This window comes from Pseudomonas sp. MYb193, assembly GCF_002966775.1.
GTDB lineage: Bacteria > Pseudomonadota > Gammaproteobacteria > Pseudomonadales > Pseudomonadaceae > Aquipseudomonas > Aquipseudomonas paracarnis.
Genome location: NZ_CP023269.1, coordinates 1,966,064 through 1,978,515, shown reverse-complemented (window position 1 = coordinate 1,978,515; position 12,452 = coordinate 1,966,064). Strand labels below are relative to the sequence as shown.

Below are 12,452 nucleotides of genomic sequence, written 5' to 3'. Positions count from 1 at the left end.
GGGTCTGCCTCTAAGTGCATCCGCAAAGACCCATGCTCCAAAGCTGCGCATGCCGTGTTGAGACTCAAGAGTCGCCCTGGCTGCTTTGTCGGCGGGGATTTGCGAAAACGAATGAATGAAAAAGATTCGTCAAGGAAGAGTCCGCTGTGCGGACGTGCAGCCGAAGCTGACTTCGGGGAATTGCGCTACCTAAACGCGGCCCGGTTAAAGGCCGGCGCGCACTATACCGGAAATAGCTGAAAAAGGGAGCTTTTTTTATCGCCAGGCGCCGATAAACCGCACTGGGTCGCGCGCTTTGCAGATCCGTGCGCCAGGGTCTATTTTTCAAAGGCCCGGCCCTGTTGGTCATCGAGCTTAAACGGTTCACCCACCCATTGAGACCCTTTGGTCTGAAACCTCACCTGCGCCCCGAGGGCACACCCGATGAATCAAGCCAGCAGTAGCCGTGTCAGCCGCGCACTTGAGGGCCATGTTCTATTGCTAGGCCTGGACCGCGTGGCCAAGCGCAACGCCTTTGACCTGGATTTGCTCAATGACCTGAGCCTGGCCTATGGCGAATTTGATCGAAACGATGACGCACGTGTGGCCGTGGTGTTTGCCCATGGCGATCACTTCACCGCAGGGCTGGACCTGGCCAATGTCAGCGGCGTAATGGCCGGCGGCTGGCAACCGCCGCTGGGAGGGTGCGACCCGTGGGGGGTGTTTGCCGGCCCGCGCGTGAGCAAGCCGGTAATCGTCGCCGCCCAAGGTTACTGTCTGACCATTGGTATCGAGTTGATGCTGGCGGCGGATATCAACCTCTGCGCCAGCAATACCCGCTTCGCCCAGATGGAGGTGCAACGCGGCATCTTTCCGTTTGGCGGCGCGACATTGCGCTTTCATCAGATTGCCGGCTGGGGCAATGCGATGCGCTGGCTGCTCACCGGCGACGAATTCGACGCCCATGAGGCCCTGCGCCTGGGGTTGGTCCAGGAAGTGATGGCCAGTGAAGACCTGCTGCCCCGTGCCATTGAATTGGCCAACCGCATTGCGCGCCAGGCGCCGCTGGGTGTGCAGGCCACGTTGATGTCGGCACGCCTGGCGCGCATGGAGGGTGAGGCCGTCGCAGCCGCCGCGCTGCCGCCCATGGTGGGTAAACTGCTCAACAGTGAGGATGCCAAGGAGGGTGTTCGGGCGATGGTCGAGAAGCGGCCCGGGGTGTTCAAGGGGATTTGACCAAACTGAATTAGCCGTCGCCAGTGAGGGCCTCTTCGCGGGCAAGCCCGCTCCCACAGGGGACTGCATTTCAACACAGAGTGCAATTCGACTGTGGGCTTGCCCGCGAAAGCGTCCGAACTGACAACTAAGTTGCTGGCCGAATCGCCTTGATCAACGGCTGCAACGAATACCCCAATCGCGGCGCCAAGGCTTCGGCGCGGGCTGACAGCGCATCCAGGTCCAGCACCTGATCCAGCTCCGAAGGCACCAATAGAATCACATTGCCCTCCTTCACCGGCAGCTCCCAGTAATGCCGGTGGTACAACCCACGCAGCAACGCCGCCCCCAGCGGTTTGCCGTCATCGGTGGCCCACTGGTTGATCACCAGCCAGCCGCCGGGGTTGAGTTTCTTCTGACAGTTTTCCAGGAAGGTCCAGGCCAGATGCCCAACGCCCGGGCCGACATCGGTGTAGAGGTCGACGAAAATCAGATCGGCCGATTCAGCACTGTCGAGCAATTGCAGCGCGTCACCAATGCGGATGTACAAGCGCGGATCGTCATCCAGCCCCAGATATTCAATCGCCAGGCGCGGTACATCGGGGCGCAGCTCAATGGCTTCGACATCCTCCAGCGCCAGGAACTTGAGGCATGCCTGGGTCAACGTGCCCGCGCCCAGGCCGAGGAACAACGCACTTTCCGGCTGTTCATGGCACAACGCGCCGATCAGCATCGCGCGGGTGTAGTCGTACTCCAGCCAGCTCGGGTCAGCGGTGAACACACAGCTTTGCTCGATGGCGTCGCCAAATTCGAGAAAGCGGTAATCAGCCACTTCAAGCACACGGATCATGCCGAATTCATCATGGACTTCGGCCAGCAGGCGCTCGACACGCTCCTCGCTCATCACTACTCCTAAAGGGTTTACCGCACGACAAAGGCGCGATTGTCGGCCAAGCGGCAACCACAGGTCACGCACTAATTGCTGCTAACATTGACGCCCTAACATCCACCTGCAAACGAGTTCATGATGAGCCACCCCTGGAGTCCCGATAGCTGGCGAGCCCTGCCGATCCAGCAGCAACCCCGATACCCGGACGCCGCGCACTTGGAGCAAGTGGAGCAGAGCCTGGCGAGCTACCCGCCCCTGGTGTTTGCCGGCGAAGCCCGCGAATTGCGCCGTCAGTTTGCCGAAGTGACCCAGGGTCGTGCCTTCCTGCTGCAAGGTGGCGATTGCGCCGAGAGCTTCGCCGAGTTTTCCGCCGCGAAGATCCGCGACACCTTCAAGGTGCTGCTGCAGATGGCCATTGTCATGACCTTCGCAGCCGGTTGCCCGGTGGTGAAAGTCGGGCGCATGGCCGGCCAGTTCGCCAAGCCACGTTCGGCCAACGATGAAACCATCGACGGCATCACCCTGCCCGCCTACCGTGGCGATATCGTCAACGGCATCGGCTTCGACGAAAAAAGCCGCGTGCCAGACCCGGACCGCCTGTTGCAGTCCTACCACCAGTCCACCGCCACCCTCAACCTGCTGCGCGCCTTTGCCCAGGGCGGTTTTGCCGACCTGCACCAAGTGCACAAGTGGAACCTGGATTTCATCGCCAACTCCGCCCTCGCCGAAAAGTACAGCCAACTGGCCGACCGCATCGACGAAACCCTGGCCTTCATGCGCGCCTGTGGCATGGACAGCTCGCCGCAATTGCGCGAAACCAGCTTCTTCACCGCCCACGAAGCGTTGCTGCTCAACTATGAACAAGCCTTCGTACGCCGCGACAGCCTGACCAACGATTACTACGACTGCTCGGCGCATATGCTGTGGATCGGCGACCGTACCCGTCAGTTGGACGGCGCCCATGTCGAGTTCCTGCGCGGGGTGAACAACCCTATTGGTGTGAAAGTCGGACCGAGCATGAACCCGGACGACCTGATCCGCCTGATCGACATCCTCAACCCGGATAACGACCCTGGCCGCCTCAACCTCATTGCCCGTATGGGTGCAGGCAAAGTCGGCGACCATTTGCCCAACCTGATCCGTGCCGTGCAGCGCGAGGGCAAGCAAGTGCTGTGGAGTTGCGACCCAATGCACGGCAATACCATCAAGGCCAGCAGTGGCTACAAGACCCGCGATTTTGCGCAGATCCTTGGCGAAGTGAAGGATTTCTTCCAGGTGCACCAGGCAGAAGGCAGCTACGCCGGCGGGATCCATATCGAGATGACCGGGCAGAACGTCACCGAATGCATCGGCGGCGCACGGCCGATCACCGAAGATGGCCTGTCAGACCGCTACCACACCCATTGCGACCCACGGATGAATGCCGATCAGTCGCTGGAGTTGGCGTTCCTGATTGCCGAGACCTTGAAACAGGTAAAGCGCTGACGTTTTATCGACGGGGATGACGCCATCGCGGGCAAGCCCGGCTCCCACATTTGAACGCGTTTCTCTGTGGGAGCCGGGCTTGCCCGCGATAGGCATAGGTATCTACATAACTCTGTTAGCTCAACGGTAACCACGATGCGAAGCGAGCCGCTCTTGATCTGCTTTTGATCTTAGGCGCCCCGTTAAACCACGCTGGCCGGAATTCGACAGGGATTTGGGGGGTAAACCGGCAGGGATGCCGGTTTAGCCGCCCCGCGCCATGGATGGCGCGTGGCGGCGACCCCCCAAATCACTGGCGGATTACGGGCACACCGAGCCTGGGCGAGGTGCCGAGTGGTGGGGCAAGAGCGTTTTGCTTACTTTGGCCTGGGCCGGCATCCCGGCTTTTGCAAAGTGAGCCGCCGTCAGGGCGGAACCCTAAGTGGCCGTTACCGCAGGAATGGATATGTACACGGTCCAACTGTGTTGACTGTCAGGCCGTCTTCGCAGGCAAGCCAGCTCCCACATTGGATCGCGGGGCATCAGTTATATCTGTGTCGGCTGCCAGGCCGTCACGGGAGCAAGCTCCCTCGCCACAGATTTAGCGTCGTGCCGAAGTTGTGTAGATACCTATGCCGCGATAGGGCCTTAAAGGCTGACATCCCGGTTCAGCATCGCAGCCCTCAACCGGGCAGCACTGGGCCGCTGGCAATTGAGCTGGATCTGTTCCAGCCCTAGCCAGTCGGCCATCTTTCGCAGGTTCAAGGCCAGCGCCAACATACCTTCCTCATCCAGCCCAGGTTCTTCCTCGTGCACGGCATGCACGGCCAGGCGCCCATGGGCACGCTCGGCCCGCAGGTCGACGCGTGCGGCAATGCGTTCGTTGTGGAGAAACGGCAGGACGTAATAGCCATACACGCGTCTTTCTTGCGGCGTGTAGATCTCCAGGCGGTAGCGAAAGTCGAACAAGCGCTCGGTGCGGCTGCGCTCCCATATCAGCGAATCGAACGGCGACAACAAAGCACTAGCCGGCACGTTGCGCGGCAGTTTGGGCGCCGCCAGGCAATACGCTGGTTGTTTCCAGCCCCGCACCTGGCACGCCAGCAGTTGCCCATCCTCGACCAGCTCGACCAAGCGGTTGCGGCTGTCGGCGGGGTCGAGGCGAAAATAATCGCGCAGGTCTTTTTCAGTGGCGACACCCAATGCAGTCGCACTGTGCAACAGCAAGCCACGCTGCGCTTCACCTTCACTCATGGAGACCCTGAGCACCTCTGCGGGAATAACACGCTCGGGCAGATCATAAAGCCGCTCAAACCCTCGACGACCGGCAACCGTAACCAGGCCAGCGGCGAACAGCCATTCCAGCGCGTGCTTTTCATCACTCCAATCCCACCAGGGCCCGGCACGCTCCTCGCGGGTCGACAAGCTACCCGCCCCCACGGCGCCCTGCTGTTCGACGGTGCGCAACACGCGCTGAATCGTCGCCTGCTGCTCACGGCCAAAACGTGCCATCTGCGAATAGATCCCCTGCCCTTGCCGGGCGCGCTCCATACGCCAACCCATCAACGGGTACAGCGTCAAGGGCAGCAGCGACGCCTCATGCCCCCAGTATTCAAACAGAGTACGCCGCCGTCCCAGGCTCCAGGCCGCCTGCTCAAGAATCGATGGGGAATAAGAACCAAGGCGGGAAAACACGGGCAGGTAGTGGGAACGCACCAGCGCATTGACCGAGTCGATCTGTAAAACGCCCAGGCGCTCGATCAAGCGGTTGAGGTGCGTGGCCTTTATCTGTGCAGGCGCCTGGCGCCCGGAAAACCCCTGGGCAGCCAGCGCCATGCGTCGAGCTTGCTTGAGTGAAATACACAGGTCGGCGGGCATGGCGATCTCCATTGAGGCTCGCGCCCTACCCTACTGCATCCGGGCTTATTTTCGCAGCGGGTCTTCCCAGAAATGCCGATGGCTTTCCTGGGCGACGTCGGCGCGATTGAGCCCGATGTCCTTGAGTGCGTCATCGCTCAGGGTCGCCAGCATCTGCCGCTCCTGATGCAACAGCTGCCAACGCGCGAATGTGTGAAACAGCCCGGAAAACAGCCAGTTATCCGTCGATATGAAACCTTTTTGACCTTTCATCTTCTCGCCCTCCAGTGGGGATGACGACAGTGTGTGCCTGGCATTATGATCAATCCAACGAATGTTTCTTATGCATTACATCTCAGAGATTGATCAATTGTCCGCCTATCCCAGCATCGACACAGACGTGCTGCGCACCTTCGTCGCCATTGCCGACCAGGGCGGTTTCACCCGTGCCGGCGAGACGGTCAATCGCACTCAATCGGCGGTTAGCATGCAGATGAAGCGTCTGGAAGAAGACGTGTTGCAGCGCAAACTGTTCGAGCGCGATGGCCGGCAGGTACGGCTCACGCCCGAAGGCCAGGTGCTGCTGGGCTATGCGCGGCGCATCCTGAAATTGCACAGTGAAGTGTTCAATACCCTGCGCGAGCCGCATATGGTGGGATTGGTGCGCATCGGCACGCCGGATGACTATGTGATGCGCTTTCTGCCAGGGATCCTGAAACAGTTCTCCAAAGCCTACCCACTGATTCAAATCGAAATGCACTGCGAAGCATCGACCGTATTGATGCAGCGGCGGGACCTGGCGCTGACCGTGATCAGCCGCGAGCCCGGCAATGATCTGGGTGAGTTGTTGCGTACTGAACGCATGGTGTGGGCAGCATCACCGTGCTTTTGTGTGGAGGAGCACGATGCCCTGCCCCTGGCGGTGTCCGGCGACGAGTGCCTGTACACCCATTGGGCACGTGCCGCATTGGACGCGGCCGGGCGAGATTATCGCCTGGCCTATCACAGCTCTAACGGAGCAGCGATCCTGGCAGTGGTGAGTGCGGGCCTGGCTGCGATGGTCAGCATGGAAAGCCTGGTCACCGACGACCTGCGAGTGCTCGGCAGCGACGAAGGCTTCCCGCCATTGCCGTCGATGAACCTGCGCTTGCTGCGTAACCCGCAGATGACCTCGCCGATCACCGAGTGCCTGGCGGACTACATCGTCGAAGGCTTCAAACTTTAAAGGTAAGCATCACCGCGCACACCACCAAAAAGCCACAGAACAGGCCGCGCAACAGACGCTCCGGCAAGGCATGAGCCACTTTCACGCCCCAACTGATACTCAGCAGGCCACCCACCGCCAGCGGCAAGCCGATCATCCAGTCCACCTCGTGGTGCCAGGCATAGGTGACCAGGGTCACACCGGTACTGGGCAACGCCAAGGCCAACGACAACCCTTGGGCAACCACTTGAGTAGTGCCGAACACGCTGGTGAGTACCGGTGTGGCCACCACCGCGCCACCGACCCCGAACAGCCCGCCCATGGAGCCGGATGCCGCGCCCAAGACGCCAAGCCAGGGCCAGGAATAACGCATTTGCGTGGTGGGCGGCGCGTTGCGGGTGAACATGCGCAGCAAGTTGTAGGCAGACAGCGCCACCAAGAACGCAATAAAACCAATGCGCATGGCGCCCGCATCCAGCCCCACCGCCCAGATCGATCCCAGCCAGGCAAAGCAAAAGCCGGTCAGCCCCAAGGGTAAGGCGTGACGCAACTCGATGCGGTTACGCTGGTGATAGCGCCACAGGGCGAGCATCACGTTCGGCACGACCATCACCAAAGCGGTGCCCTGGGCAATTTGCTGATCCAGCCCGAACAACACGCCGAGTACCGGGATAGCAATCAGCCCGCCGCCGATGCCAAACAGCCCACCCACGGTGCCCAACGCCGCACCCAATGCCAGGTACATCACTAAATCCCACACCGCTCGCTACTCCGCTATTCCAAGCTTGGCATGCTACGCAGTCGGCCCTGGCGCGGAAACGCACAGCAACGCACAATGGCTGTGCCAATTTCGCATAAGCGTCGAGCCATGAACCCCAACACCTTGACCGACCAACTCAGCCTGTTTCTGGATGTGCTGGAAGCAGGCAGTTTTTCCGCCGCCGCGCGCCGCCATCCGCTGACACCTTCCGCCGTGGCCCGGCGTATCGACAGCCTGGAGAACTCAGTGGGCAGCCGCCTGTTCCAACGCAGCACCCATGCGGTGGTGCCCACCTCGGCGGGCCTGGCCTTTGCCGAGCGGGCACGACGGATTGTCAGCGAGTTGCAGTTGGCACGGGCCGAAGCGGTTTCGCTGAGCCATGCGCCGGAAGGGTTGATCCGGGTCGATGCGCCCGCAGCATTCGGCCGCCGGCACCTGGCGCCGGTCATTGCGGACTTTTTGAACCTGTACCCCGGACTGGACGTGCACCTGCACTTGATCGACAGCTTTGTCGATATGCAGGGCGCGCATCTGGGTAAGGTCGATCTGGTTCTGCGCGCTGGACATATTGTCGATACCCGGCTGGTCGCTACGCCGTTGGCGAGTATCGTGCGTATCGCCTGCGCCAGCCCCGCGTACCTGAAAAGCCGTGGCACGCCGGCCCATCCTCGAGAGCTGAGCGAACATGATGGCCTGGACTGGGACGGGCTGGCGCCAATGTTCGCCTGGCGCTTCGAACTGGACGGGCGCCGCACCACCTATCGCCCCCGGCGCATCCGCATGAGCGCCAATAATGCCGAAGCCCTGCTCTCGGGTGCACTGGCCGGGCTGGGCATCGCTCACCTGCCGACCTGGTTGGCCAGTGAATACCTGGTACGCGGCGAACTGTTGCCGCTGTTTTGCGAAGACGGTTTGCCCAGCCCGGAAACCGCCGGCATCTATGCGCTGCGCCTGGAACAGCAGCCCAATGCTCGCAGCCGGTTGCTGCTCGAATATCTCAAATCCCGTTTCAGCCCGGTGCCGCCTTGGGATCTGGCATTGCAAAGTGGCCTGGTCTGAAGCCGAGGACAACAATTATCTGGCGCATTAAAGATTTGCCCGCTAGATTCCAGCCCAGACATGCTTTTTCGAGACGCCACCATGAGCAAAAACCCTGACCCTTGCGAATCGCTGTTGCTGGACAACCAGCTGTGCTTCGCCCTGCACTCTACTTCATTGCTGATGACCAAGGTCTACAAGCCGCTGCTCCAAGCCATCGGCCTGACCTACCCGCAATACCTGGCCATGATGGTGCTGTGGGAAGAGGATGAATTGACCGTCAGCGAAATCAGCAGCCGCCTGCTGACGGATCCAGGCTCCATGACGCCACTGCTCAAGCGCCTGGAAGCCGAGGGCCTGCTCAGCCGTACCCGCAGCCGCGAAGATGAACGAGTGGTAGTCGTGGAACTGACCGACGCCGGGCGCGCCTTGCAGCAGAAGGCCAAGGATGTTCCGCAATGCATCCTGGGCGCCAGCGGGATGGCGCTGGAGCAATTGCGCAAGCTGCAAGGAGACCTGATCGCGTTGCGCGCCAATCTGCAAACCAGCATCTGACGCAACACACACCTAAAAAAGTGGGAGCTGGCTTGCCTGCGATGGCGGTACATCAGTCAACAATGCATTGACTGACACACCGTCATCGCAAGCAAGCCAGCTCCCACTTTTTGCTCTGCGGTGCCCTCAAATTTTTTAATCAGCCAAAAAGCTGAAAAATTAACTTGCGCACTAAACATTAGCGCTATACATTCACCTCACCGACTACTTAGCGCGCAAATGTTTAGCGCAAAACCACAGAGGAACGCCCCATGCAAACGCTCTATACCGCAGTAGCCACCGCCACTGGCGGCCGTGATGGTCGCGCCGTTTCCAGCGACAATATCCTCGACGTCAAACTGTCGACTCCCAAGGAGTTGGGTGGCGCCGGTGGCCAGGCCACTAACCCCGAACAATTGTTTGCTGCCGGCTACTCCGCCTGCTTTATCGGCGCACTGAAATTCGTTGCCAGCCAGACCAAACGCAAAATCCCGGATGACGCTTCGATCACCGCCCACGTTGGCATCGGCCAGATCCCGGGCGGCTTCGGCCTGGATATCGACCTGCATGTCAGCCTGCCGGGCCTGGCCCAGGATGACGCGCAAAGCCTGGTCGACGCCGCGCACCAGGTCTGCCCATACTCCAACGCCACCCGTGGCAACGTTGATGTGCGCTTGCATGTAACGGTCTGAAAAACAGACGCCCATGAAAAAGCCCGACTCAAGGTCGGGCTTTTCTTCGTATCGCCGGGGCCAGAATTACTTCTTGGCGCGACCTTTGTACGAACCACCTTCACGGGTGTCGATCTCGATCATGTCGCCGATTTCGATGAAGTCTGCAACGCTCAGCTCGGTACCGTTCTTCAGTTTGGCAGGCTTCATCACCTTGCCGGAAGTGTCACCGCGAGCCGAACCTTCGGTGTAGTCAACCTGACGCACGATGGTGGTCGGCAGCTCTACGGAAACCAGGCGATCTTCGAAGAAGATAGCTTCGCAGACGTCTTCCATGCCTTCTTCGATGAACGGCAGAACGGCTTCGATATCTTCAGCGTTCAGCTCGTACATGGTGTAGTCGGTGGTGTCCATGAACGTGTAGGTGTCGCCGCTGATGAAGGACAGGGTCGCTTCTTTGCGGTCGAGGATTACGTCGTCCAGTTTGTCATCGGCGCTGTAGACGATCTCGGTCTTGTAACCGGTCAGCAGGTTCTTCAGCTTGGTCTTCATGATTGCGCTGTTACGACCAGACTTGGTGAACTCAGCTTTCTGAACCAGCCAAGGGTCGTTTTCGAGACGGATCACTGTACCGGGTTTCAGTTCTTTACCAGTTTTCATTGCGTATATCCGAAATTTGGATGGGATTGACAAAAATCAAGGTGGCGTATCATATCCAACTTTCATAAAACTGTACCAGCGCCGTCGCAAGATCGGCCTGCAAGCCTTGTTCCAGACACCACTTCTCAGCGTGCTGGGTGACCTCGGGCCAGTGTTCCAGCAGCATTTTCCAGGACTGAGCCATATCGCCATCAGCGTTCCAGGCTTGCCAAAGCGTGACGACGGCAGCCTTGGCGGCCGGTGAAAGTGCGGCGGTGTACAGTTCCAGGAAGGCATCGAGCTTGTCCAGGTGGATGTCTTCGTCCTGGCGGTAGATGTGCCATAGCATTGGCCTCCCCGCCCACTGGGCACGCACGAACGAGTCTTCGCCACGTACGGCGTTGAATTCGCAGCACCATAGCAATCGGTCATATTGCTCCTGACGCACGAATGCAATGACCTGAACGGTCAGCGCGCCGCGCACCTGAATGTCTCCCGCCGACAAACTGCTCACCCCCAGCCAGCGTTGCACATCCCCCAGAATGCGCCCTTCCGGCACCAGCAAGTGCGTCCTGCGCCCATCGGCTGCCAGCACGTCCAGCCAGCCGGCCAACCCGTCATTCTCATAGGCAAACAGCGACATTAAACGCGCGCCGGCCGTCGGAGCAACGCCCAGGCTTTGCAGGAACTGTTGTTGCGCGGCGGCGTCCTGCTGAAATGCCCGGCGTCGCTCCAACAAACCGGCTTCGCGCAACAGGCCGCCGGTGCCAGGGCGAAACCCGGGGAAGAAAAAGTATTTCTGCACGCCTTTGTACTTCACCGAAGGCAAGCGATGACAGCCCACCACCCAGTCTTCGGCGCTGAGGTAATCCAGGTTCATCCACAATGGCACACGCTCACGCTCGGCCATGCAGTCCATGTACTCAGGCGGTAGCTGGCAGGCGAACGCAGCAATCACCACATCGGCCGGGTGCGCGCCTGGCCATTCGGCCGGCCAGTGACGCACTTCGACGCCCTCTTGCCATTGCTGGCCCACCTGCACATCAATGTCCGGGCACATGCGTTCGAAGGCCCGCAGGTCATCGACCCACAAGCGCACGTCACAGCCATGCTCCACCACCAACTGCCGGGCCAGGCGCCAGGTCACGCCGATGTCGCCGTAGTTGTCGACGACACTGCAAAAAATATCCCAGCGGGCTTTCATTCCGGGCTCCATCGATCAAAGGTTCGATTGTCCGCATAAATGCGTGGATGCAGAAGGCTTGATCGCGATTATTCTGCACGGAGGCTGTGCGACAATCACCGTCATGCCGTCAATGCCTGCCAGGAGGCTCTCATGTCTGACCGTCCGTTGTCGCTGCTCAAACTCTGCATCGCGATTGCCGCAGGCGTGTGGCTAGGGTTTATCGCCATTGCGCTGACCACCTGGCTGGCGTCTCGCTACCTGTTCCCCCAGAGCCTGGCGCCGGTGGCACAGGCGGTTCAGCAATTGGGCAAACCGGCGATGGTTGAGCCGCAGCCACCGAACGGTCTGTTCGAACAGTACCAACAGAACCTGCAAAAACAGGCACAACAACAGGCCCTGGACCAGGCCCGAAGCAACGCGCGTAACCTGTCCAACCCCAAATGCCAGTTCTGGCTGCAACAAGACCAGAACGCCCCCAATGAAAAGACGCGGGCCAATGTCCTGCAATTCTGCGATTGATGCCAAATACCGCCATGAATAAACACGCCGTGCTCCAGTTGATCCTGGAAAAGCTCACCGTCGACCTCGACATCGTCCGACGCGCCGCGCAGACCGCCTACGAAACCGCGACCCACGAAGAAAACATTGCCGAGAACAAATACGACACCCTCGGCCTGGAGGCTTCGTACCTGGCCACCGGGCAGGCCCGGCGAGTGGAGGAGATCAAGCAATCGCTGGTGCTGTGCCAGCAACTGCAGCTACGTGCATACGATGATCGACGCGGGATAGAGATAGGCACGCTGGTGGGCCTGGAAGACGAGGACGGTCGTCAGCAATGGCTGTTCCTGGCGCCGGATGCAGCGGGTTTGAAAGTGGATGTGGTCGGGCAACCGGTGACCGTCATCACGCCGCGCTCGCCGTTGGGCAAAGGCCTGTTGGGCAAGCGTATCGATGAAGAGGTGGAGATTCTGGTGGCCGGCGCTCGGCAGCACTTTACGGTTACCGAGGCCAGATAA

General features: G+C 60.2%; 14 protein-coding genes. 8 read left to right on the top strand and 6 right to left on the bottom strand.

Annotation, left to right across the window (positions count from 1 at the left end):
* The first annotated feature begins 423 nt into the window (after nt 1–423).
* Nucleotides 424–1,215 carry a crotonase/enoyl-CoA hydratase family protein gene (locus CLM72_RS09315; RefSeq protein ID WP_105226258.1) on the top strand — a complete coding sequence of 264 codons (792 nt, stop codon included), beginning with the start codon at nt 424–426 and terminating at the stop codon, nt 1,213–1,215.
* Between the two features lie 127 nt (nt 1,216–1,342).
* Here the strand turns inward: CLM72_RS09315 and CLM72_RS09310 are convergent, their stop codons facing one another.
* On the bottom strand, nt 1,343–2,098 hold the full coding sequence (locus tag CLM72_RS09310) for a spermidine synthase (RefSeq protein WP_034127149.1): 756 nt from the start codon (nt 2,096–2,098) through the stop codon (nt 1,343–1,345).
* 123 nt (nt 2,099–2,221) lie between these two features.
* Between CLM72_RS09310 and CLM72_RS09305 the strand changes: the two genes are divergently transcribed.
* Nucleotides 2,222–3,568, top strand: a complete 1,347-nt coding sequence (locus CLM72_RS09305; RefSeq protein WP_105226257.1) for a class II 3-deoxy-7-phosphoheptulonate synthase — start codon at nt 2,222–2,224, stop codon at nt 3,566–3,568.
* Between the two features lie 627 nt (nt 3,569–4,195).
* Here CLM72_RS09305 and CLM72_RS09300 read toward each other — a convergent pair.
* Together CLM72_RS09300 and CLM72_RS09295 are read right to left on the bottom strand one after the other, a co-directional pair.
* Nucleotides 4,196–5,425 carry a winged helix-turn-helix domain-containing protein gene (locus tag CLM72_RS09300; protein WP_105226256.1) on the bottom strand — a complete coding sequence of 410 codons (1,230 nt, stop codon included), beginning with the start codon at nt 5,423–5,425 and terminating at the stop codon, nt 4,196–4,198.
* Between the two features lie 45 nt (nt 5,426–5,470).
* Entirely contained in the window at nt 5,471–5,677 is a 207-nt protein-coding gene (locus tag CLM72_RS09295) for a DUF1127 domain-containing protein (RefSeq protein WP_105226255.1), read from the bottom strand.
* A 70-nt stretch (nt 5,678–5,747) separates the two neighbouring features.
* Between CLM72_RS09295 and CLM72_RS09290 the strand changes: the two genes are divergently transcribed.
* Nucleotides 5,748–6,629, top strand: coding sequence for a LysR family transcriptional regulator (locus tag CLM72_RS09290; RefSeq protein ID WP_105226254.1), 882 nt, complete (start codon nt 5,748–5,750; stop codon nt 6,627–6,629).
* On the opposite strand, the gene CLM72_RS09285 is transcribed toward CLM72_RS09290, so the two are convergent.
* A complete protein-coding gene (locus tag CLM72_RS09285; RefSeq protein ID WP_105226253.1) occupies nt 6,619–7,368 on the bottom strand; it encodes a sulfite exporter TauE/SafE family protein in 750 nt (249 codons plus the stop codon). The two genes, CLM72_RS09290 and CLM72_RS09285, sit on opposite strands and share 11 nt — an antisense overlap.
* 108 nt (nt 7,369–7,476) lie before the next feature.
* Here CLM72_RS09285 and CLM72_RS09280 point away from each other — a divergent pair, with 108 nt between their 5' ends.
* The 3 genes from CLM72_RS09280 (at nt 7,477) to CLM72_RS09270 (ending at nt 9,632) form a co-directional block, all read left to right on the top strand.
* The gene (locus CLM72_RS09280) at nt 7,477–8,427 is read left to right on the top strand and encodes a LysR family transcriptional regulator (protein ID WP_072448175.1); all 951 of its coding nucleotides are present in this window, start codon (nt 7,477–7,479) and stop codon (nt 8,425–8,427) included.
* 81 nt (nt 8,428–8,508) lie between these two features.
* Nucleotides 8,509–8,961, top strand: a complete 453-nt coding sequence (locus tag CLM72_RS09275) for a MarR family winged helix-turn-helix transcriptional regulator (protein ID WP_105229104.1) — start codon at nt 8,509–8,511, stop codon at nt 8,959–8,961.
* A gap of 251 nt (nt 8,962–9,212) precedes the next feature.
* Nucleotides 9,213–9,632, top strand: coding sequence for an organic hydroperoxide resistance protein (locus CLM72_RS09270; protein ID WP_034126737.1), 420 nt, complete (start codon nt 9,213–9,215; stop codon nt 9,630–9,632).
* Between the two features lie 66 nt (nt 9,633–9,698).
* Here the strand turns inward: CLM72_RS09270 and CLM72_RS09265 are convergent, their stop codons facing one another.
* Complete coding sequence (locus CLM72_RS09265) at nt 9,699–10,271, bottom strand: elongation factor P (RefSeq protein WP_032892737.1); 573 nt, start codon at nt 10,269–10,271, stop codon at nt 9,699–9,701.
* 49 nt (nt 10,272–10,320) lie between these two features.
* Nucleotides 10,321–11,454, bottom strand: a complete 1,134-nt coding sequence (earP, locus tag CLM72_RS09260) for an elongation factor P maturation arginine rhamnosyltransferase EarP (protein WP_105226252.1) — start codon at nt 11,452–11,454, stop codon at nt 10,321–10,323.
* 132 nt (nt 11,455–11,586) lie between these two features.
* Here earP and CLM72_RS09255 point away from each other — a divergent pair, with 132 nt between their 5' ends.
* Both CLM72_RS09255 and CLM72_RS09250 read left to right on the top strand, forming a co-directional pair.
* Entirely contained in the window at nt 11,587–11,955 is a 369-nt protein-coding gene (locus CLM72_RS09255) for a hypothetical protein (RefSeq protein ID WP_105226251.1), read from the top strand.
* Nucleotides 11,956–11,969: 14 nt separating this feature from the next.
* On the top strand, nt 11,970–12,452 hold the full coding sequence (locus CLM72_RS09250; RefSeq protein WP_105229103.1) for a GreA/GreB family elongation factor: 483 nt from the start codon (nt 11,970–11,972) through the stop codon (nt 12,450–12,452).